The organism is Nocardia sienata NBRC 100364, from assembly GCF_001613205.1.
In the GTDB taxonomy this organism is placed as follows: domain Bacteria; phylum Actinomycetota; class Actinomycetes; order Mycobacteriales; family Mycobacteriaceae; genus Nocardia; species Nocardia sienata.
On sequence record NZ_BDBX01000004.1, the window covers coordinates 53,123 to 73,794 of the forward strand.

Consider the following 20,672-nt stretch of genomic DNA (forward strand, 5'->3'; position numbering starts at 1 on the left):
CACGGCATGCGCGGGGGATCAGTTCGGGCGCAGGAAGGTGTGCAGGCGTTGGATTTCCGCGTCCAAGGCGGTGGCGAAGGCCCGGCCCTTCGGGGCGCCGTCCACGTATCCGACCTCGACGGGGCTGCCCGGACCGGCGCAGTTCGCCCAGCCGATCACGCGGTCGCGCCACAGCATGGGCATCGCGTAATAGCCGCGGACCCGCTGGGCGACCGGGGTGTATGCCTCGAAACGATAATCCCAGCCCCAGATCCGGCCGAAACGTTTGCGGTCCCAGACGAGGGGATCGAAGGGCGCCAGGAAGCGGACCCGTGCCTGCGGCGCGCGGTCGGTGGGCTCCAGATCCGACGGCCACAGGTAGCGGACTCCGTCGACGGTCAGGGCGGACAGCTCGCCGGTGGCCAGGAGTTCGCGGATGGTGGCCGAGCCGGTCGCGCCGCCGATGGGCCGGACGATGCGCGTCACCGTGGCGGCCAGAGTGGATTCGGTGGCGGGCGCGAGCGTGCGCGCCACCCGCAGCGCCAGGGCCCGCCGGCGCTCGGCGGGGTCCAGGGCGACGTCGGGGAGCTCGGCGATCTCGTAGCGGCGGATGCCGGAAACGCGGTCGGCCACCCGTAGCAGCCCGTAACGGTGAAGTTCCTCCAGCGCGACGGTGGTGGCCGCCGAGGTGCCACCCCATGCGTTGACCACGCCGCGGTGCCCGAAATGCGCTTGCAGCTCACGCGGGTGCACCACGCCGCGTTCCCGGACGAAATCCAGTACCGCCGCCGACTGCCCGTTGTGCGGGAACTCGCCGTCGGTACCCCGCGGGTGGTGGCGGGGATGTAGGTAGGGGCGCAGCCGGGGGACGGTGTAGCCGTAGGCGTAGAGGAGATCCTCGTCGATTCCGAGTGCCCGGTAGTCACGGTCGAGATCGCCGGCCCGGTAGCCGCGCACCCGGTGCCGCAGAATCAGGTCCTGCGCCCGGGCGGGCGAACGGATGGGATCGGCCTGCACGAACTCCAGTTCGGCCAGAGCCTCGGCGAGTGAGCCCGGACTGCGCGGCAGTGACCAGGCGACGGCGTGGGAACGCAACCATGCCAGCGACATGGGCCCGAGGGTATCCGTGCCCTCCGACACCGTGCCGGCGCCGCCCGCGCACAGCCACCCGGAAAAGGCGGTGAACAGGCAGGATTCAGCGCGCCTCCCGGCCCCGAAGACGCGGCAGGCCCGGCGCACCGGTGCGGGCGGACCCGCCGCGACCATCATCGGCCTTCTCGGCCGCGCCGGTGATGTTCCGGGTCATTCCACCGAATACCAGGGCATGGAAAGGCACGATCGCCTTCCAGTACAGATGCCCGGCCAGCCCGTGCGGCTCGAACACGGCGCGCTGCCGGTAGATCGCGCCGGCATCCCCGTTGCCGGGACGCACTTCCAGCTCGAGCCAGGCCCGGCCCGGAACCCGCATTTCCGCGCGAAGGCGCAGCAGAGTGGGCCGTTCGATCCGCTCCACCCGCCACCAGTCCAGCGCCTCCCCCTCATGGAGCCGATGCGGGTCGCGCCGGCCCCGGAGCAGTCCGACCCCGCCGGCGAGGCGGTCCAGCCAGCCGCGTAGCGACCAGGCCAGCGGAAAGGAATACCAGCCGTGCTCGCCGCCGATCGACTCGATCACCGTCCACAGCGCGGCCGGATCCGCGGTCGTCGGACGTTCGCGGAGGTCCTGATAAAGGGACCCACCCGACCACACCGGATCGGTGGGCAACGGCTCGGAGGGCTCGGGGCCCGCATCCGACCAACGGGTCGGCACATCCAGATCCCGGATCCGGGTCAACGCCAGTTCCACGGCGCGCCGGACACCGGTGAGACCTCCGTCGGGGTCGGGGATATGTGCGGCGATCCCGTGCTCGGCGCATACGACATCGTTGACCAGGGATTCCATCAGGGGAACCGCGATCGCCCGGGGCACCGGCGTCACCAGGTTCACCCACTGTGCCGACAGCCACGGCGTCAGCACCGGCACCGGCACGATCACCCGCCGCGGCAGCCCGGCGACCTCCGCGTACACCCGCATCATCTGCTCGTAGGTGAGGACGTCCGGCCCTCCGATATCGAAAGTGCCGGTCACGGCGGCCGGCAATTCCGCCGCTCGGGTGAGGTAGTACAGCACATCCCGTACCGAGATCGGCTGGATCCGCGACCGTACCCAGCGCGGGGTGACCATCGCGGGCAGGCGTTCGGTGAGGTAGCGCAGCATCTCGAAACTGGCCGAACCCGAACCGATCACCACCGCCGCCCGGAACACCAGCGCGGGGACGGCGCCGTCGAGCAGGATCCGGCCGACATCGGCACGCGAGGACAGATGCCGGGACAGGTCCTGTCCGGCGGGCGCTATCCCACCGAGGTATACGATCCGGCCCAGCCCGGCTGCCGCGGCCTCCCGGGCGACGATCGTCGCCGCCTCGCGGTCCACGGTGTCGAAATCCGAGCGGGTCAGCGAATGGACCAGGTAGTACAGGACTTCCTGATCCGCCAACGCCGTGCGCACATCCGTGGCGACTGTGACATCACCCCCTACGATCTCCACCCGGTCACGCCACGGCGCGTCGGTGAGTTTGCCGGGGGTCCGCGCCAGCACCCGCACGGTATGACCGGCACGCAGGAGTTCCGGTACCAGGCGGCCACCGAGGTAACCGGTGGCCCCGAACACCACGCAGCGCATGGGGCTCCTCCGTCGATGTTGCCCGTGACCGCGGCCCGGTGAGAACCGCTACTGGACGCTCACCGCGACCGCCGGCTCGCGGCCCGCGCCGTGCCCTGCCGAGTACGGGAGTCCTGCCCACCACACCCTTGCAGGCTAGCCCGGGGCAGCTCAGCGGACACTGCCGACACCGCAGCACCCGGACACCGACTCGTACTCGATACCTGCCGCCGCGACGACGCTCCGAGCGGCGGATATGCCGGGCCGACAGCGTTTGACCGGGCCTGCGCCGGGTAGGCGCCACCCTATGGGCCCCTCTGCACGAAGCATGCTGTCTCCCCGCTTGCTGACCGCTCCGGTCTCCACTGTGGCAGCGGTGGTGCGTACCGGAACCGGCCGTGCCGTCGACACCGGCGTCCGGGCGGTCGAGGCACCATGGCGGGCGGCGGAGAAAGTCGTCACGACCGTCGCCTCCGGCCTGTCGACGCTCGAATCAGACGAGACGGCGAGTCTGCGCGACGATCTGGCGGCACTGATCGACCCGCGTGACCGCCGTGCCCAGCGCCGGATCGAGGTGAGCGAGGATCACGCGACCATCGAGGTGCGCGGCCTGGACAACGGCCAGGGATCGGCGGTTACCCGCTCGCTCGAACAGCACCTCGGCCGGCTGCGTGGAGTGGAATGGTGGCGGGTCAACGCGGTCACCGGCAGGATCGTGACCGCGCTGTCCAGCGGCGCCGATCTGGAGAAGCTGCTGGCGGCGGTGGAAGAGGTCGAAGAAGAGTCCGATGTCGCCGATACCGGCTGGAGCCGCGCCGCCGAGTTCCCGGCCGACCGGGAACCGGTCCTGGCCGCGGCCATCGAAGTGGCCGGTGATGTGTGCGCCATCGCGGTGTCGGCCGCGGGCGCGGTGCCGCCGCTACGCGGCCTGATGCGTAGCGTGCGCGCGGTGGCGGCGTTCACCGACGCCCAACCCCGGCTGCGCGCGCATCTGGAGCAGCGGCTGGGTAGCGCCCGCACCGATATGGTCCTCGCCATCGCCAACGCCGCGGGGGCCGCACTGGGTGAGGGCGCGGCCGGCGGAGTCACCAACCTGCTGGCCGATACCGTCCAGCGCGGATTCATCCTCACCGAAGCACTGGCCCGGCGCGGACAGTGGCAGGAATGGGAGACCGATATCGTCGACGCCGAACATTTCGGGGTTGCCGAGCCGCTACCGCCCTATACCCGGCCCGCCGATATGCCGCGGGGACCGGTGGAACGGGTCGCCGACGAGACGGCGGCCGCCTCGCTGGCAGGTGCCGCCACCCTGGCAGGTCTGGGACGTATCGGTGATGTTCCGGACGCCTTGATGCTGGGCGCACCGAAAACGGCGCGCGCCGGACGTGAAGTGTTCGCCGCGACAGTGTCCACCGCGCTCGCCGGCGCCGGTGTGCTCACTCTGCATCCGGCGGTGTGGCGGCGGCTCGACAGACTCACCGCCCTGGTCATCGACGGCGAAGCGCTGGCCACGTCCGGGCGGGTGGTACTCGAGGTGGAGACGACCGATGAGGGCTGGCCGGCGGCGCGGGTCTGGAGCACCGCGCAACGGCTATTGTGGACCGCCACCGACGAGGTGGCTCCGGCGGGGAAGAAAGCGGTGCGGCTGGTACGCCCCGAGTCGGGAGCTCCCGACCGCGGCACCACCACCCGCCCGGTATGGCGCGAACTGCGCGAGGGTGAGCGAATACTCGGCCGTGTGCTGATCGGGCGGGAGCTCGACCCCCGGGCGCACGATGTGCTCGGCACAGCGCGGCGCGCCGGGCTGCGGGTGGTGCTCGCCGGCCACCGCGACGCCGGCGAACTCCGCAGTCTCGCCGACGAATTCGTGAACGCCCAGGGCTCGATCAGCTCCCATGTGCACCGTCTCCAGAAGCAGGGGCATGTGGTCGCGGTGCTGGCCACCCGCGCGCACAAGGCACTGGACCACGCCGATGTCGCGGTCGGCATCGTCGGCTGTGAAGGCGGCGCCATCCATGTGCCCTGGTCGGCCGATCTGCTGTGCCGGGACCTGGGGCAGGTGCAGCGCACGCTCGCCGTGGTGGGGCCCGCCCGGCAGGTCAGCGAACGCGGCCGCACTCTGGCACTGTCGGCGTGCAGCCTGACCGGGTTGCTGCTCGCGGCCTCGCCCGCCTCCCGCTCCAGGACCGCGCCCATGATCGCCGCGAATTTCGCCGGCCTGCTCAACGGCGCGGTGGCCGGTGCGCGGGCGGTCCGAGGGCGACCGTCCGTCGAGCACGCACCCCAGCTGCCCTGGCACGCATTGGAACCGGACGAGGTGCTGGCCCGGCTACCCGAGCCGGTACCGGCGGCCGAACGCAGCACCGACGAACCCGCGGACCGCGGCGCAGTCGCGGCCCGGATCTCGTCGCTGACAGATTTTCTCGGTCATATGCGCCGGGAGCTGGCCGATCCGCTGACTCCGATACTCGGTGTCGGCGCCGCGGCGACGGCGATCCTCGGCTCTCCCTCGGACGCGGTACTGCTGTCCTCGGTGCTCACCGTCAACGCGATGATCTCCGCGCGCCAGCGCCAGGCCGCCGAGAACGAGTTGTTCGACCTCATCGAGGGCGAACGATTGGCCGGTCGGGTGATCGCTCGCGCCGATATCGACGCCGAGGATCCCGCCACCGAGGAGGTCCCGGCCGACTGCCTACAGGTCGGCGATGTGTTCGCGATCCGGGCCGGTGAGGTGGTCCCCGCCGACGCCCGCCTGCTCAGCGCCGAGGACCTGGAAATGGACGAGTCCGGGCTCACCGGGGAGTCGGTGACGGTACCCAAACAGGTCGAGGCGACGCCGGGTGCGGCGCTCGGCGATCGCGCCTGCCTTGTATTCGAGGGCACCACGGTGGTGAGCGGGTCCGCGGTGGCCGTGGTCGTCGCGGTCGGCGCCGATACCCAGGCCGGGCGCGCCACCGCGGGCGCGGTGCCGCCGGAGAAAGGCGGCGTCCAGGCGCAACTGCGTGCCCTGACCGATCGCGCGCTGCCGCTCACCCTCTCCGGCGGCGCGATCGTGACCGCGCTCGGCGGTCTCCGCGGCCGCACGCTGCGAGCGGCGATCGCCGACGGGGTCGGTGTCGCGGTCGCAGCGGTACCCGAAGGGTTGCCCCTGGTCGCCACCGTGGCGCAGCTCGCCGCGGCACGGCGGCTGTCCCGCTACGGCGTTCTGGTCCGCGCCAACCGAGCGGTCGAGGCCCTGGGCCGGGTGGACACTCTGTGCTTCGACAAAACCGGCACCCTCACCGAGGGCCGGTTGCGGCTGACCGCGCTCGCCGATCTGGACGAGCAGTGGGAGCCCGGCAGCGACAGCGATGCCGCCCGGCGGCTGCTGCGGGCCGCTGCCCGGGCCTGCCCCGACCCGGACAACGGGCCGGTCCTGCACGCCACGGACCGGGCCGTGCTGGACGCTGCCGCCGAGATCCTGGGCGAGGACGCGCACCGATGGGACCCGATCGAGGAGATACCGTTCGAATCCAACCGCGGGTACGCGGCGGCATTCGGCCGGACATCGCACAAACTTCGCCTGGTGGTCAAGGGTGCGCCCGAGGTCGTACTGCCCCGGTGCACCCGGGTCCGCGGCGGCGCGTCCGGTAAAACGGACCAGGGGTTCACCGACGGCCGGCGTGAACGGGCCGAGGCCGCCGTGCACGATCTCGCAGAACAGGGTCTTCGGGTGCTGGTGGTCGCCCGGCGCGACCTGTCCGATCCGCCCGACGATGTCGAGGACGTGGTCGAGGGGCTGACCCTGATGGGATTCCTCGGTATCGCCGATACGCCCCGACCGCAGACTCCGTATCTGGTGCGCGCGCTCGAGGACAACGGTGTCGGGGTCCGGATGATCACCGGCGACCACCCGGTCACGGCGGCGGCCGTCGCGCGCCGGCTGGGCATCACCGTCGACACCGTCACCACAGGGGCCGACCTCGACGAACTCGACGACACCGCGCAGACCGAACTCATCGAACGCAGCACCGTGTTCGCCCGTGTCGATCCCGAGCAGAAGGTACGTATCGTGTCCGCGCTGCGCCGGACCGGACATGTCGTGGGTATGACCGGCGACGGCAGCAACGACGCCGCGGCCATCCGCACCGCCGATATCGGGATCGGGATCGCCGCACACGGTTCGGCCGCCGCACGCAACGCCGCGGATCTGGTCCTCACCGAACCCGACCCGCGGGCCCTGCTGCACGCGCTGGTCGAGGGCCGGAGTATGTGGCAGCGGGTGGCCGACGCGGTGGCCGTCCTCGTGGGCGGTAACGCGGGAGAGGTCGCGTTCACGCTGTTCGGTACCGCTGTCGGCGGCCGAGCCCCGCTGGGGACCCGCCAGTTCCTGCTGGTGAACCTGCTCACCGATATGTTCCCCGCGCTCGCCCTCGCACTGGCCGGCGACCAGGAAACCCCAGAGCCCGACAACGACCCACACTGGGTCGAGCAGCGCGCGGATCAGCTCGCCGCGATACCCCCGGCCAGTCTCGGCGCCGACCTGCTGCGCACCATCGGGGTCCGCGGTATCGCCACGGCCACCGGTGCCTCGGTCGCCTGGATGGCCGGTCGCTACACCGGTACCCAGCGCCGCGCGGACACCATCGGTCTGGTGGCGTTGATCGGCACCCAGCTCGGTCAGACACTGGTGGCGGGCTACCGCAGCCCGCTGGTCTGGCTCACCACCGCCGCCAGTGGCGGGGTGCTGGGGGTGATCGTGATGACACCCGGTCTGGGCACGTACTTCGGCTGCACTCCGCTGGGGCCGGTCGGGTGGACGATCGCGAACACCTCGGCGCTGGCCGCGACCGCGGGAGCGACGGTACTGCCGCGACTGCTGCCCGGGGTGGAACAGAACGGGCAGGCCGACGCGCTCCCGGCTCCCCGCGAGCTCGAGAAGTCTCCGACGGGCGCGCGGACACCCCAGTACGCCTGAGGTCTCGTGGCGCCGGACCCGGATGGTTGTTGCCGGCCATCGACCGCGCGCCGACGACGGCCGCGCGCCGACCCGGCATACTCGTCAGGTGAGCTCCCCCGCTGTCAGCAAGCCCGCCATCCTCAGTGTCGACGACGACCCCGGGGTGTCCCGGGCCGTCGTCCGTGATCTGCGGCGCCGGTACGGCGCCGAGTACCGGATCTTGCGCGCCGAGTCCGGTCCGCAGGCGCTCGAGGTGCTGCGCGAGATGAAACTGCGCGGCCAGCCCGTCGCCATACTCATCGCCGATTTCCGGATGCCGGGTATGGACGGTATCGAGTTCCTCGAACAGGCGATGGACCTCGACCCCTATGCCCGCCGGGTGTTGCTCACCGCCTACGCCGATACCAACGCCGCCATCGATGCGATCAATGTCGTCGATCTCGATCACTACCTGCTCAAACCGTGGGACCCGCCGGAAGAGAAGCTGTACCCGGTGCTGGACGGCCTGCTGGATGCCTGGCGCAGCAGCGAGCACCGGCCGGTGCACGGTACCAAGGTCGTCGGCAACCGGTGGTCACCGCGATCGTCGCAGGTCAGGGAGTTTCTGGCTCGCAACCAGCTGCCCTACCGCTGGTTCCTGGCCGACGAACCGGAAGGCGCGCGCCTGCTCGAGGCCGCCGGTGCCGACCCGCGGCGCTGCCCGGTGGTGATCACCGAGGGCGGGCAGGCGCTGGTCCAGCCCAGCGACGGGGAGCTGGCCGCGGGTGTGGGGCTGAGCACAGAACCGGCCGGCGACTTCTACGATCTCATCGTCGTCGGCGGCGGGCCGGCCGGCCTCGGCGCCGCAGTGTACGGCGCCTCCGAAGGGCTGCGCACCGTACTGGTCGAACGCACGGCCACCGGCGGCCAGGCGGGACAGAGCTCGCGTATCGAGAACTACCTGGGATTCCCGGACGGATTGTCCGGGGCCCAGCTGGCCGACCGGGCGCGCCGCCAGGCGGCGAAATTCGGGGCCGAGGTCGTCACCACGCGCGAGGTCGTCGGGCTGGAGGTGAACGGGTCGGCCAGGACCGTGCGGTTCGCCGACGGCGGCGCCCTGTCCGCTCATACGGTCCTCATCGCGACCGGCGTGGACTACCGGCGCCATCCGGCGACCGGTGTCGACGAGTACACCGGACGGGGGGTCTATTACGGATCGGCCATGACCGAGGCCGCCGAATGCGCCGGACACGACGTCTATATCGTCGGCGGCGCGAATTCGGCCGGTCAGGCGGCGATGTTCCTGTCCCGCAACGCGCGCACGGTGCACCTGGTGGTGCGCGCAGACGCGCTGGAGAAGTCCATGTCGCACTATTTGATTCAGCAGATCGCCCAGGTTCCCAATATCCGGGTGCACACCGAGACCGAGGTCGTCGCGGTGGACGGCGACGACCATCTGGACACGCTGGTCCTGCGCGACAACCGATCCGGCGCCGAGGAGAAAGTGCCCGCCGAACGGCTGTTCCTGTTCATCGGCGCCGCCCCGCAAACCGATTGGCTCGACGGCGTGGTGCACCGCGACGCCGCGGGCTACGTCCTGGCGGGCCCGGATCTGCTGGTCGACGGTGACCGGCCCAAGGGATGGGAACTCTCACGGCCGCCGCACCATCTGGAGACCAGCGTGCCGGGAGTTTTCGTAGCCGGGGACGTCCACGCCGAATCCGCCAAGCGGGTGGCCTCCGCGGTCGGCGAGGGTGCCATGGCCGTCATGCTCGTGCACCGTTACCTGGCATAGAGGAGACCGAGAATGAGCATCTGCGATCCCGCCGAACTGCGGTCGCTGTTCCTGTTCGAGAAACTCGACGATCGGCAGCTCGACTGGTTGTGCGCCGACGGCCGCATCGAAACCGTCGAGCCGGGCCCGGTGTACCAGGAAGGCGATCCGGCGACCTGCTTCTATGTGCTCATGGACGGTGAGGTGCGGCTCACCAAACTGTCCGGGGGCCGGGAGATCGAGATGGTGCACACCGACCATCGCGGCTCCTACGCGGGAGCGTGGACGGCGTATCTCGGCGAGCGGGCCGACACCCATTACAGCAGCTCGCTCTATGTGACCCGTACGTCGCGGTTCTATGTGCTGGACGCGCAAATCTTCGCCCGGATGATGCATACCTGGTTCCCGATGGCGGTCCATCTGCTCGAGGGCGCGTTCTTCGGTAACCGCAACACCAACGCGCGGATAGCCCAGCGGGAGCGACTGCTCGCCCTCGGCTCGCTGTCTGCGGGGCTGACCCACGAACTGAACAATCCGGCCGCGGCCGCGGTCCGGGCGACGTCGGGCCTGCGCGACCGGATCGCGGGGATGCGGCACAAACTCGCCATGATGGCGCAGGGCAAATTCGATACCGCGGTCCTGGAAACCCTGGTCCGACTGCAGGAGGAGGCGGCCGCCCAGGTCGCCAAGGCACCTGAACTGTCGGCGCTCGAGGCCGCCGACCGGGAGGACCTGCTCGGCGAATGGCTCGAGGACCACGGAATCCGCGACGGCTGGGAACTGGCGCCTAACTATGTCCAGGCCGGCTTCGACACGGATTGGCTCGAGCGGGTGGCCGCCACCCTCGAGGGCTGTCCGCCCCCGGTCCTCGAGGGGGCGTTCCGCTGGCTGAACTACACCATCGAGACCGAACTACTGATGAACGAGATCGCCGATTCCACCACGCGTATCTCGACCTTGGTGGACGCGGCCAAACAGTACTCCCAGATGGACCGGGCCCCGTTCCAGGTGGTGGACCTGCACGAACTCCTCGACAGCACGCTGGTGATGCTCAGCCGCAAGATCGGTGACTCGATCGAGGTGGTCAAGGACTACGACCGCACCCTGCCCCAGGTACCCTGCTACGCCGCCGAACTCAATCAGGTGTGGACGAACCTGATCGACAACGCGGTGTACGCGATGGCGGGCCGCGGGAGGTTGACCCTGAGCACCCGCCTCGAGAACGACTGCGCGGTCGTCGTGGTCGCCGATACCGGGCCCGGTATTCCGGCCGAGGTGCAAAGTCGCATCTTCGAACCGTTCTTCACCACCAAACCGGTCGGTGAGGGCACCGGGCTCGGCCTCGATATCTCGTTCCGCATCGTCGTCGACAAGCACGACGGAGACATCCGGGTCGATTCGCGGCCCGGCGATACCCGTTTCACGGTGTGGCTTCCGCTCACCCGCGCCGAGGACGAGTCCTCGGAGACCGCCGACCCGGACGGCGAATGAACCCACGGCCCGTGGCTCGTGGTCGGCACCGAAGTCCGGTCGCCGGTCGCGGTGCGGGGACTTCGGTCGTTACGCCGACGCCGTGTTCTGTCCATGAGCGGTCCGCCGGGCCGTTCGGTGCGCCCGGCGGACGGATGTCTGGCCGAAAGAGCCCGCGGGTCAGCGACGGTCGAGACCGGACAACCGCCAGGCCAGCTTGTTACGCACCAGCGCCGTCCGGCCCGCGAGGCGCATGGCGATATTGCGGATCGGGCGCACCGCGGCCGGCAGCGTCGCCAGCGAGGTGAGCCGGCCGGCGATCGCGACCACCGACTCCGTATTGCGCCGCCGCTTCGCGGCGTGCTCGTCGAGCAGTTGCGGTGACTCGCCGCGCAGTACCCGGGAGAGGGTCGTCGCGGCGGTGACCGCGTCCTCGATCCCCAGATTCATCCCCTGTCCACCGGCCGGCGAGTGCACATGGGCGGCGTCGCCCGCCAGCAGAATGCGACCGTCGCGGAAACGATCGGCTATACGGTGGTGCACGCGGAAGCGTGAGCCCCAGACCACTTCCTCGACCACCGCCGGTTGCGCCTTCGGGCCGCGTTCGTCCAGTAGTCGTTGCACGAAGGCGACATCGGGCTCGTGCGGGGCCTCGTCCACGGTGGCCACGATCCGGTACATATCGTCCGGCAGCGGTGCCACGACGACCAGCCCGGCCGGGGAGAAGTACAGGATCACCTCGTCCTTGGGGACCCCACCGGAGGCCCGCACATCTGCCAGACTGAACGATTCGGCGTAACTGCCGCCGGTGAATCCGATACCGGCCTGTTCGCGCACCGTGCTGTGCATTCCGTCGGCGCCGATCAGGTAGCGGGCGCGGATCTGCTCTCCGCCGGAGAGGGTGGCCGTCACCAGGTCGGTGTCCTGTACCACCGTGGTCACCTCGACGGGGCGCCGCACCGGTACGCCGAGCGCGGTCAGCCGTTGCAGGATGAATTCCTCGGTATCGGCCTGGGAGATCATCAGCGTGTAGGGATAGGCGGTGGGGAGTCCGTCGAAGGGTACAGCGATAAGCACCTGGTCCCGGTCCCGGATGGTGAAGTCGGGGGTGTGCAGACCGCGATCGACCAACGGCCGCGTCACCCCGTAGGGCTCCAGCAGCTCGAGGGTGCGGGAGTGGACCACCGCCGCCCGGGAGGTGTTCGCGCCTTCGGCCTGGCTGTCGACGATCACCACCTCGTGCCCGAGCCGGGTCAGTACGACGGCGGCGGTCAGACCGACCGGGCCCGCGCCGACAATCAGGACATCTGCGATTTCGGTGGTCATCGTTCTACCTGCTCTCGGTAGGTCAACACTTGTTGGCATCGAGACTATGCCCGGGCCACACCCTTGTCAACAACCGTTGGCCTACACTTGTTGACATGAAGAGGTCCTCGGAAGAGACGAAAGCGGTCATCCTCACCGCGGCCCGCGAACGCTTCGCCGCCGACGGGTACGACCGGGCGACGATCCGGGCGATCGCCGCCGACGCCGGAATCGACCCGGCCATGGTGATGCGGTACTTCGGCAACAAGGAACGACTGTTCGCGGCGGCGGCCGAATTCGACCTGGAACTACCGAATCTGACAGATGTGCCACGCGAGCGGATCGGCCCCGCCCTGGTGGCCCACTTCCTGGACCGCTGGGAGCGTGACGAAACCCTGCTGATCCTGTTACGGGCCGGAGTCACCAATCCGGCAGCGGCCGACCGGATGCGCTCGATCTTCGCGACGCAGCTGGGTCCGGTGATCGCGAAAGCAGGCGACGACCCCCAAGAGGCACCCACCCGCGCGGGTCTGGCGGCGTCCCAGATCCTCGGCATGGCACTGTGCCGTTTCGTCCTCGCGTTTCCGCCGGTGGCCGCCATGACCGAACGGGAGGTCACCGCATGGCTGGGTCCGACGATCCAGCGTTACCTGACCGGGCCGGTCCCGGAAACCGTGCCGGTGCGGTGAGCACCGGTCGCGTCCGGACGAGTGACCGGTACCGCCCGAGCGTTACCGGTGCCAGGCCGGTACCGCACCGGCGACACTGTTGATCTGCGCCTGGTATCGCTCCACAAACGGCAGCACCTGCTGCGCGATCACCTTGTTGTATTCGGCGGGGCGCTGCCGCGGATTCGCGTGCCCGGTGCCCCGCGGTTTGACCACCAGCAAGTTCCCGTCCACTCCCCCGACCTTGTCGATCAGGACCTGCTGGGTGCGCGCGACATCCACCACTCGATCCCGGCTCCCGTCGTGCGGGCGGATGAAAACGATGGCCGGCCGCGGTTTGCCGTGCGCCGGCTTCGACACCGCGCGCAGATCGTCGGTCGCGCCACCGGCCACGATTGCCAGGAACTGGGCCTCGATCAGGCCGTTGCTGGCGGCGTCGGCGTTGAATATCTTATCCCGCAGCACCTGTCCCACCGCTTTCCGGAACTCTGCGAAGCGGATGCCCGGGACACCACCGTGGTCGAGGAAACTCTCCCGGCGCGCATAGGTTTCCACCGCGGTGCGCAATCCCCGGCTCTCCCGGGCGCCGGGGAGCCAGCCCATCCAGCGCACCATGTCCTCACCCAGGCCGCGGCTCTCCGGGCGGACCGCGTCGAGGTCCAGCGGTGTGCAGTCCAGCAGTACACCCACCAATCTCCGGTCGCTACCGAGATGGATGTGCTCGGCGACCTCGAGTGCGATCACCCCACCCATACTGTGCCCGGTCAGCACGATATTGCGCACTCCCGACATGACCGCGGCCCGGATGATCAAATCGGCGATCACTTCCGTGTCGATACCGCGGTTGTCGTAGCGGATCGCCCAGACCGCCCCCATCGCGCGTAGCGCGGGCAGCGCGGCGGCCGTATCGCTGGCATTGAGATTGCCGAGTCCCACGAGATCCACCACGGCGGTATCGCGTTTGCCCGGGTCCGCCGGTTCGGCGATCGGTAACAGTGCGGGTTCGGTCAGCGCGAGACGCATGCGCTCCGGCTCGATATCGTGCTCCCAGTACTGCGCGAACACGACCCCGACGATCATCAGCAGTGCGGCTACCCGAAACAACGCCAGTCTGGTGCGGCGCAACGTCTTCCATCCGTGACCCGGCCGTGTCTCGCGCAATCTGGCCCGGCGACGTTCGTCACTCCAGTCCGCGACGGTGGACGGATGCCATTCGTCCAACGGCGACATGTTTCCACTGTATGTGCCCGCGCGCCGGCTCTCCGGGCGGCGCCGCGGTGAGAATCACCGCACCGCCGCGATATCAGTCCTTGCGGACACCGTCGACCAGCAGTCGCCGGATCGCCCGGGTCAACGCGGCGATGGCCGCCTCGTCCGGATCGCGCAGCCCGTGCACCACCCCGGCGAGCAGCATCCCCGTCACCGCCCGGGCGGTATTGACCGTGTCGAGATCCGCGCGCAGATAGCCCAGTTCGACGCCGTGGTCGAGATATCCGGCGGTCAGCGTGTCGGCGGTGTCGAGCAACCCGTAGAGACGCTGGGTGAGTTCGTCGTCGATGCCGGTGGCGTGGAACAGCAGCAGCTGTGCGACGCGCCGATCCTCCAGGAGGATGCGGCTCAGCGCGGCACCGATCCGGTCGATCTGCTCCCGGTACTGATCCAGGGTGGCCGCGGCGTCGGGCGCGTTGTCGGTCCCCAGCGCGTCGATGATCCGGGCCGCCAGATCATCGATCACATGGTCGATGATGTCGCGCTTGTTGCTGAAGTAGCGGTAGAAGGTGCCGTGGCCGATACCCAGCGCGGTCGCGATATCGGCGATCCCGGTCGCGTGGTAGCCCTTCTCGGCGAAACAGACGAAGGCGGTATCGATGATCTCCTGGCGCAGCTCGGCCTTGCGGCGTTCTGCCCTCGTGGATGGCTTCGTCACGCTCCCGATGATACTGTCATCACAAGCGGAATGATGCGTCATTCTGTGATAGACCGTTCAGCAGAGCAGCAGGAGGTTCGGCGTGGCACCTCGATACGACGCCGTGGTGGTCGGCGCGGGGTTCGGTGGTATGGGGGCCGGAATCCAGCTCGACCGCCTCGGCCTGCACAATTACGTGATCCTCGAACGGGAGTCCGATCTCGGTGGCACCTGGCACGTCAACCGGTACCCCGGTCTGGCCGTCGATATCGCCTCGGTGACCTACTCCTACTCCTTCGAACCCAACCCGAACTGGTCGCGCCTGTTCGCACCGGGCACGGAACTGAAGAAGTACGCCGAACACGTCGCCGACAAATACGGCCTGCGCCAGCGGATGCGTTTCGGTACCTCCGTCGACAGCGCCCGCTGGGACGCCGAGCACCAGTTCTGGGTGGTCACCGTCGCCGGTGGCGAAACACTGACCGCGCGCTACCTGCTGACCGCCACCGGTTTCCTGTCCCAGCCCTACACCCCGCCGTTCCCGGGTATCGACACCTTCGCCGGCAAGGTCATCCACACGACGGCCTGGGACGATACCTACGACCTCACCGACCGCCGGGTCGCGATCGTGGGCACCGGCGCCACCAGCGTGCAACTCGTCCCCGAGGTCGCGGACCGGGCGCGCGAACTCACCGTGTTCCAGCGCACCCCGATCTGGGTGGTGCCCAAGGTCGATATGCCGATCCCGTCCGCGGTACAGCGCCTGTTCGCCCGGGTCCCGGCCACCCAGAAGGTCGCGCGGCTGGCCAATACCACCGCGCTGGAAGCGCTGATGGTGATCGGAGTCCTGCACTACAAGCAGGCCAAACCCCTCAACAAGGCGGCGGCCCTGCTGGCCAAGGCACATCTGCGCGCCCAGGTCCACGACAAGCGGACACGGGATCAGCTCACCCCCGACTACGATTTCGGCTGTAAACGTCCGACCTTTTCCAACCGCTACTTCGCCACCTTCAACGAACCGCACGTCCGGCTGGAGACCAGCGGTATAGAACGAATCGAACCGGACGGGATCGTCACCGCCGCGGGCACGAGAACCGAGATCGACACCCTAGTGCTGGCCACCGGATTCAACCTCTGGGATGTGAACTTCCCGGCCATCGAGATCATCGGCCGCGACGGGGTCGACCTCGGTAAATTCTGGCGGGACAACCGGTTCCAGGCCTACGAGGGCATCACCGTGCCGAAGTTCCCGAATTTCCTCAGCCTCAACAGCCCCTACTCCTACAGCGGCCTGTCCTACTTCACCACCATCGAGGCACAGATGAAACATATGGCCAGGCTCTTCGGGGAGCTGGCCCGCCGCGGCGAGACCACCTTCGAGGTCACCGAACGCGCCAACGCCGAATTCCTCGACCGGGTAACCGGCAAACTCGGATCATCGGTGTTCTACGGCGGCGACTGCGCCACCGCACGCAGTTACTACTTCAACCAGCACGGCGAGGCCGCGCTACTGCGCCCGACCAGTACGGTCAACGCGCACCGCGAGGCGGTGCGATTCCCGCTCGACGACTACCGTTACGGCCACACAGCCTGAACCACGACGATTGCGCGGTGGGACGCGCCGCGATCCGCACTGTGCGCACGCGCACGCCCGAGCAGCCACGGGCCGCCGATTCCTACCACATGCCTCGATCGTGAACACCGCGAATCATCAGCCCGGCCGCTGTGACGGCTCCAGTAGCAGCCGGCATTCGTTATGAGTTCACGCAGAATCTCGCGTGTTCATTGCACGAGATCACACTTTTCGCCCGCGGACGTCGTATTGTTGCTCGTCGAGCCGAACTCGGATGCGGTCACAAGCCGGAGCAGACGTTCGTTCGAGCGATCGATCCGCCCGCGCGGGTCGTCGCCGCGGTACACCTGTACGACAGCGACCGGAGCCGTTCGCTGCCACACCGCGCACCCTCCACACGGCGACGGCCGCCGCGGCATCACCAATGCCGGGCCGGGCGCCGGTTGATTCCCGCTGTCCGAAAGAAGAACGTGTCCAGAGTTTCCACCCGCGTCCTGGTCCTGCTGTTGACCCTCGTATCGGTCGGGATTCTCGGCGGTGGCGCCAACGCCGAACCGCTCTACCCGCAACCGGATCCGGACCCCTTCTACACCGCGCCCCCAGAACTCGCCGAGCTGCAGCCGGGCGAGGTGGTGCGCACCCGCAAGATCGATACCGGAATGTACGTGGGCACCGAAGGCTGGCAGGTAGCCTTCCGCTCCACCAACTCCCTCGGTAACCCGATCATGGGTGTGACCACGGTGCTGCTGCCCGCCGGCGTGAAGAACCCGCCGCTGGTCTCCTATCAGGCTCTGATCAATTCGCTCGGCACCCGATGCAATCCGTCGCGATCGCTGTTCAACGGTGAACTGCAGGACGCGGTCGGCGCGATGCTGCCGATCGGACGCGGCTGGGCCATCTCGGTGCCCGACTATCTGGGACCGAATGTCGCCTATGCCGCCGGGCGGCTCAGTGGAATGGTCACCCTCGACAGTGTCCGCGCCGTACAGCGGGTCACCGAACTCGGCCTCGCGGCCTCCCCTGTCGCCCTGGCCGGTTATTCCGGGGGTGGGCTGGCCACCGGATGGGCCGCGGCCCTGCAACCTTCCTACGCGCCCGAGCTGAAGATCGCCGGTATCGCCGCGGGCGGTATCCCGGCCGATCTGGAACAGATGGCGCTGGGCCTCGGTTTCGCCCCGCACCCGGGTTTCGGCCTGGCCTTCGCCGCGGCCATGGGCCTCGAGCGGGAGTACCCGGACCGGCTGCCGATCTCCGACCAGCTCAACGAGAACGGTCTGTGGTTCCGGGAGTTCACCCATGACGCCTGCCGACGGTTCTTGCTATTCCACGGCGCTTTCCGCAGCGCGGAACAGATGGCCGCGTCCAAGAGCCTGATGGACAGCCCCGAAGCGCACCAGGTCCTGCGGGAGAACAGCCTGCGCTACTTCGACGGGGTGCCGACCGCGCCGACCTACCTGTGGCACGGCCGCTTCGACGAGCTCACCCCCTATGACGGGGTGGCCGAGTTCGCCGATCGTTACTGCCGCGCGGGCGCGCCGGTGAAACTGACCACCTACGACATCGCCGAACATATGACCGCCGCCGCCGCGGGGTTCGCCGACGCCTGGAATTTCGTAGAGGCCAGGTTTCGTGGTGAACCGATGGCCAAGGGCTGCTGACCAGCGACCACGCCGGTGATATGCGGCCCGTCCGGTGAGCCCACCGGACGGGCCGCACCGGTACGGGGGCCGGCAGGCAGCGATTCGGATGCCGCCGGTGCAGCCGTCCGCGTTCCACCAGCCGTGGACGGGTCGGGGTGATCGGCGAATCGCATACTGTGTCCCGAGCCGCCGTTGCGTTGTCCTGCCCGGCCGGCGACCGGCTCGAGTGGAACCGCGGCTCATCGGTCCGGACGGTGCCGCGCGGCGTGCTCCCGCAGCGACCGCATCACCACCTCCACCGCGTGCTGAGCATTGCGGCTGCCGTGCAGGGCGACACCCTGTTCCCCCGGCTGCAAGGGTTCGAGAGTGGCGAGCTGGGAATCCAGCAGCGCCGCAGGCATGAAATGTCCGGTCCGACCCGTTATCCGTGCCAGTAGCTCCTCGCGGTCCGCGGTCAGGAGCAGGAAGTATGCACCGGGCGCCCCTGTCCTCAGCAGGTCGCGATAGCGGCGTTTGAGGGCCGAGCAGGCCATTACGCCGCCGGTCCCCTCGGCGGCGCGTGCCCGCAACCAGTCGGCGACCGCGGCGAGCCACGGCTCCCGGTCGCTGTCGTCGAGCGGGAGCCCGGACGCCATCTTGTCGATGTTGGCCCGGGGGTGCAGATCATCCGCGTCGGCGAAGGGCACTGCGAGTCGCCGGGCCAACAGCCGGGCCGTGGTGGTCTTTCCGGTCCCCGAAACCCCCATCACCACGACGCACGGGGCGTGGGAAATGGGCAGTTGTGTCGATTCCACGACCGTCATCGATCCCTGTCGATCCCGGGCGGCCCGAGCGAAACCGCCGGGTACTGTTCCAGCGGAACGAGGTCGCGCGCCCAACTACCGCTGCGCAATACGAACGAGGCACCCGGCCATCGCCAGTTGCCGAGGGCCGATTCGATCTCGGCGAAAATTTCGATCCGCCGCTGCGGCTCCACCCCGGCTTCGTCTACACAGGACGGCACCGCCCGCTGCCCGACGGTTCCCGCGCAGTACCGTCCCCGCCTGATGCGCAACGGTATATCGGCATCGGCCAGGGAACGCACCGACCGCGGCACATCGACCTTGCGATCGCGCAGGTCGCGTTCGGAGAGACTGATCGGAGGTTCCATCGGTTTCAACGTAACAGCAGGTCCGGTGACCGTGCGGGACCGCGGCCGGGAGGCATGCGGTCCCGACGAGCCGCGACGGTCCCTACTCTGAGCACGCGGCCGGTCAATCCAGGCAGAACTCATTGCCTTCGGGGTCTGCCATCACGATGAAGCCGGTCTCCAACGGGGGCGCGGGCTCGTGGCGACGGATCCGGGTTCCGCCCAGCGCCAGGAGCCGGTCGCATTCGGCCTCGAGCGCGGCCATGCGTTCCGGCCCCTCGAGCCCCGGCGCCACCCGGACATCGAGATGGACGCGGTTCTTGACGACCTTGCCCTCGGGCACCCGCTGGAAAAACAATCGTGGGCCGTTCCCGTCCGGGTCCTCGAGGGCCGACATCGAATTGCGCTGCTGCTCCGGGACGCCGATTCCGGCGAGAAAGTCGTCCCACGCGGCAATCGGATCGGCGCCCGCCGGCAACTCGGCCCCCGGCGGACCGGGGTGGATGTAGCCCAGAACCGCACGCCAGAACGACGACAGCGCCTGCGGGTCGTGGGCATCGAAAGTGACCTGGACACCGCGGCTCATCGGACTTCTCCGTTCGCAGAGATATGAGTGTGCACCATGGGCCCAGTCTGGCAGGACGGGCGGACAGAATCGGTCCGAAATACCGTACGGCCCGGGCGCCGGACGTGACGGATTTTTCCGGTCCGGCCCCCGGCCGGACAGGTCCGCAGCTGCTCGGGCCACCACAGCGACCCTGGTTCGGTCCCGAGCGCGCCGCCCCGTCCGGTCGGTGCGGCGCGATCACCCCGCCGAGTTTCCGGCCCAGCGGTCCGACGCCCTGAATTCGTTGGCGCGAAACATGTTCGGTGTTTCCTTTCGGATTCGATGCGGGAATTGCGGTTCCGGCCGGCGCACCCGATGAGGACAGAACGGCCGGGCAATGGTTCAATTCCCGGCGTACGACCCGGAGTGCAGGAGGAAATCGAATGGCAGTGCGTTACTCGAAAAGAGAACAGACCAAACTCGTCAACAGAGTGAAAAAACTCCTCGCTCAGGGCAAATCGCTCAATGCCGCGTGCACGCAGGTCTCCGAGCGCGAAGGCGGGCTTCCCGCGACGAACACACTCGCCAATTGGGTCCGCGCCGCGGGACTTCCCGAAAGCGCCGACACCACACCGGTCGCGGACACTCCCGCGCCCCCGAAACCCCGGCGCCGTACCCGCGGTAGCGGCACAGCGACCGCGAAACCGGTTGCCACCACCGAGGCCGAGGAGGCACAGGCCACTGCGGACCCGGCGGAGAGCATCGCCGAGGCCGTGGCGGCCGAGCCCGCCGAAGCGGCACCGGAAACGGCCGGACCCGCACCGGAAATCACCGCCGAAACCACTGAACCGGCACCGGAGACCACCGCCGAGCCCACGGCCGAACTCGTCCGGGTGCGCCCTGCGGAAACTGCCGTGGATTCCGCACACGAACTCGACGACCTGCTCGACGAGAACCACCGGTTACGCACCGCGTTGAACGAGGCCAACCGGGAGATCCGCGCCATGCGCGACCTTCTCGTCGTGTACGCGAGCCGGTAGACCGGCAGGCCGGGCTCTGCGGCCG

The 20,672-nt window shown here is 69.0% G+C and carries 15 protein-coding genes; 7 read left to right on the forward strand and 8 right to left on the reverse strand.

The genetic code is table 11. The annotated features are described in order from the left end of the window. Window positions 1-18 precede the first annotated feature (18 nt). Together NS4_RS03240 and NS4_RS03245 are read right to left on the reverse strand one after the other, a co-directional pair. The gene (locus NS4_RS03240) at window positions 19-1,089 is read right to left on the reverse strand and encodes a DNA glycosylase AlkZ-like family protein (protein ID WP_063058366.1); all 1,071 of its coding nucleotides are present in this window, start codon (window positions 1,087-1,089) and stop codon (window positions 19-21) included. Window positions 1,090-1,174: 85 nt separating this feature from the next. Further along, window positions 1,175-2,698 (reverse strand): SDR family oxidoreductase, encoded by a 1,524-nt coding sequence (locus tag NS4_RS03245; RefSeq protein WP_084486627.1) that lies wholly within the window; start codon window positions 2,696-2,698, stop codon window positions 1,175-1,177. Between the two features lie 307 nt (window positions 2,699-3,005). Between NS4_RS03245 and NS4_RS03250 the strand changes: the two genes are divergently transcribed. The 3 genes from NS4_RS03250 (at window position 3,006) to NS4_RS03260 (ending at window position 10,860) form a co-directional block, all read left to right on the forward strand. After that, entirely contained in the window at window positions 3,006-7,634 is a 4,629-nt protein-coding gene (locus tag NS4_RS03250) for a cation-translocating P-type ATPase (RefSeq protein WP_169811718.1), read from the forward strand. A gap of 88 nt (window positions 7,635-7,722) precedes the next feature. Further along, complete coding sequence (locus tag NS4_RS03255) at window positions 7,723-9,390, forward strand: NAD(P)/FAD-dependent oxidoreductase (protein ID WP_063057978.1); 1,668 nt, start codon at window positions 7,723-7,725, stop codon at window positions 9,388-9,390. Between the two features lie 12 nt (window positions 9,391-9,402). Further along, window positions 9,403-10,860 (forward strand): ATP-binding protein, encoded by a 1,458-nt coding sequence (locus NS4_RS03260; RefSeq protein ID WP_063057979.1) that lies wholly within the window; start codon window positions 9,403-9,405, stop codon window positions 10,858-10,860. A 159-nt stretch (window positions 10,861-11,019) separates the two neighbouring features. Here NS4_RS03260 and NS4_RS03265 read toward each other — a convergent pair whose 3' ends face one another. After that, window positions 11,020-12,165 carry an FAD-dependent oxidoreductase gene (locus NS4_RS03265; RefSeq protein WP_063057980.1) on the reverse strand — a complete coding sequence of 382 codons (1,146 nt, stop codon included), beginning with the start codon at window positions 12,163-12,165 and terminating at the stop codon, window positions 11,020-11,022. 95 nt (window positions 12,166-12,260) lie between these two features. Between NS4_RS03265 and NS4_RS03270 the strand changes: the two genes are divergently transcribed. After that, entirely contained in the window at window positions 12,261-12,833 is a 573-nt protein-coding gene (locus tag NS4_RS03270; RefSeq protein ID WP_063057981.1) for a TetR/AcrR family transcriptional regulator, read from the forward strand. A gap of 42 nt (window positions 12,834-12,875) precedes the next feature. Here the strand turns inward: NS4_RS03270 and NS4_RS03275 are convergent, their stop codons facing one another. Both NS4_RS03275 and NS4_RS03280 read right to left on the reverse strand, forming a co-directional pair. Beyond that, on the reverse strand, window positions 12,876-14,042 hold the full coding sequence (locus NS4_RS03275) for an alpha/beta fold hydrolase (protein WP_063057982.1): 1,167 nt from the start codon (window positions 14,040-14,042) through the stop codon (window positions 12,876-12,878). A gap of 73 nt (window positions 14,043-14,115) precedes the next feature. Further along, window positions 14,116-14,781, reverse strand: coding sequence for a TetR/AcrR family transcriptional regulator (locus tag NS4_RS03280; RefSeq protein WP_063057983.1), 666 nt, complete (start codon window positions 14,779-14,781; stop codon window positions 14,116-14,118). 40 nt (window positions 14,782-14,821) lie between these two features. Here NS4_RS03280 and NS4_RS03285 point away from each other — a divergent pair, with 40 nt between their 5' ends. Then, complete coding sequence (locus NS4_RS03285) at window positions 14,822-16,312, forward strand: flavin-containing monooxygenase (RefSeq protein WP_063057984.1); 1,491 nt, start codon at window positions 14,822-14,824, stop codon at window positions 16,310-16,312. A gap of 473 nt (window positions 16,313-16,785) precedes the next feature. After that, window positions 16,786-17,949: a lipase family protein gene (locus NS4_RS03290; RefSeq protein WP_439955758.1), complete on the forward strand. Its 1,164-nt coding sequence runs from the start codon at window positions 16,786-16,788 to the stop codon at window positions 17,947-17,949. Window positions 17,950-18,170: 221 nt separating this feature from the next. Here NS4_RS03290 and NS4_RS03295 read toward each other — a convergent pair whose 3' ends face one another. From NS4_RS03295 to NS4_RS03305, 3 genes are all read right to left on the reverse strand, one after another. Beyond that, window positions 18,171-18,734, reverse strand: coding sequence for a gluconokinase (locus NS4_RS03295; RefSeq protein WP_063057985.1), 564 nt, complete (start codon window positions 18,732-18,734; stop codon window positions 18,171-18,173). Then, a complete protein-coding gene (locus tag NS4_RS03300; RefSeq protein ID WP_063057986.1) occupies window positions 18,731-19,081 on the reverse strand; it encodes a hypothetical protein in 351 nt (116 codons plus the stop codon). Before NS4_RS03300 ends, NS4_RS03295 begins: the two co-directional genes overlap by 4 nt. A 103-nt stretch (window positions 19,082-19,184) precedes the next feature. After that, entirely contained in the window at window positions 19,185-19,646 is a 462-nt protein-coding gene (locus NS4_RS03305; RefSeq protein ID WP_063057987.1) for a VOC family protein, read from the reverse strand. A 404-nt stretch (window positions 19,647-20,050) separates the two neighbouring features. Between NS4_RS03305 and NS4_RS03310 the strand changes: the two genes are divergently transcribed. Beyond that, a complete protein-coding gene (locus NS4_RS03310) occupies window positions 20,051-20,647 on the forward strand; it encodes a hypothetical protein (protein ID WP_157105871.1) in 597 nt (198 codons plus the stop codon). The last annotated feature ends 25 nt before the right edge of the window (window positions 20,648-20,672 follow it).

What these genes read in the sequence shown, in the direction of transcription:
- NS4_RS03240 (WP_063058366.1), bottom strand. Translation starts at nt 1,089, where the DNA reads ATGTCGCTGGCATGGTTGCGTTCCCACGCCGTCGCCTGGTCACTGCCG.
- NS4_RS03245 (WP_084486627.1), bottom strand. Translation starts at nt 2,698, where the DNA reads ATGCGCTGCGTGGTGTTCGGGGCCACCGGTTACCTCGGTGGCCGCCTG.
- NS4_RS03250 (WP_169811718.1), top strand. Translation starts at nt 3,006, where the DNA reads ATGCTGTCTCCCCGCTTGCTGACCGCTCCGGTCTCCACTGTGGCAGCG.
- NS4_RS03260 (WP_063057979.1), top strand. Translation starts at nt 9,403, where the DNA reads ATGAGCATCTGCGATCCCGCCGAACTGCGGTCGCTGTTCCTGTTCGAG.
- NS4_RS03265 (WP_063057980.1), bottom strand. Translation starts at nt 12,165, where the DNA reads ATGACCACCGAAATCGCAGATGTCCTGATTGTCGGCGCGGGCCCGGTC.
- NS4_RS03270 (WP_063057981.1), top strand. Translation starts at nt 12,261, where the DNA reads ATGAAGAGGTCCTCGGAAGAGACGAAAGCGGTCATCCTCACCGCGGCC.
- NS4_RS03275 (WP_063057982.1), bottom strand. Translation starts at nt 14,042, where the DNA reads ATGTCGCCGTTGGACGAATGGCATCCGTCCACCGTCGCGGACTGGAGT.
- NS4_RS03280 (WP_063057983.1), bottom strand. Translation starts at nt 14,781, where the DNA reads ATGACGCATCATTCCGCTTGTGATGACAGTATCATCGGGAGCGTGACG.
- NS4_RS03295 (WP_063057985.1), bottom strand. Translation starts at nt 18,734, where the DNA reads ATGACGGTCGTGGAATCGACACAACTGCCCATTTCCCACGCCCCGTGC.
- NS4_RS03300 (WP_063057986.1), bottom strand. Translation starts at nt 19,081, where the DNA reads ATGGAACCTCCGATCAGTCTCTCCGAACGCGACCTGCGCGATCGCAAG.
- NS4_RS03305 (WP_063057987.1), bottom strand. Translation starts at nt 19,646, where the DNA reads ATGAGCCGCGGTGTCCAGGTCACTTTCGATGCCCACGACCCGCAGGCG.
- NS4_RS03310 (WP_157105871.1), top strand. Translation starts at nt 20,051, where the DNA reads ATGGCAGTGCGTTACTCGAAAAGAGAACAGACCAAACTCGTCAACAGA.